This window comes from Streptomyces sp. MMG1533 (assembly GCF_001279775.1).
Lineage (GTDB): Bacteria > Actinomycetota > Actinomycetes > Streptomycetales > Streptomycetaceae > Streptomyces.
Genome location: NZ_LGDG01000151.1, coordinates 1 through 338, shown reverse-complemented (window position 1 = coordinate 338; position 338 = coordinate 1). Strand labels below are relative to the sequence as shown.

Sequence of the window (338 nt, the reverse complement as noted above, 5' to 3'; positions counted from 1 at the left end):
CGAAGGCGGAGAGCTGGTCGACCATCGTGTTGATGGTGTTCTTGAGTTCGAGGATCTCGCCGCGGGCGTCGACGGTGATCTTCTGGGAGAGGTCGCCCTTCGCCACGGCCGTGGCCACCTGGGCGACGTTGCGGACCTGGGCGGTGAGGTTGCCCGCCATGAAGTTCACCGAGTCGGTGAGGTCGCGCCAGGTGCCCTTGACGCCCTTGACGTCCGCCTGCCCGCCGAGCCGTCCCTCGGTGCCGACCTCGCGGGCGACGCGGGTGACCTCGTCGGCGAAGGCGGAGAGCTGGTCGACCATCGTGTTGATGGTGTTCTTGAGTTCGAGGATCTCGCCG

The 338-nt window shown here is 67.2% G+C and carries 1 protein-coding gene; it reads right to left on the bottom strand.

The window, feature by feature from the left end:
* A partial coding sequence (locus tag ADK57_RS16595) for a HAMP domain-containing protein (protein WP_159050079.1) occupies positions 1–338 on the bottom strand: 338 nt, incomplete at both ends.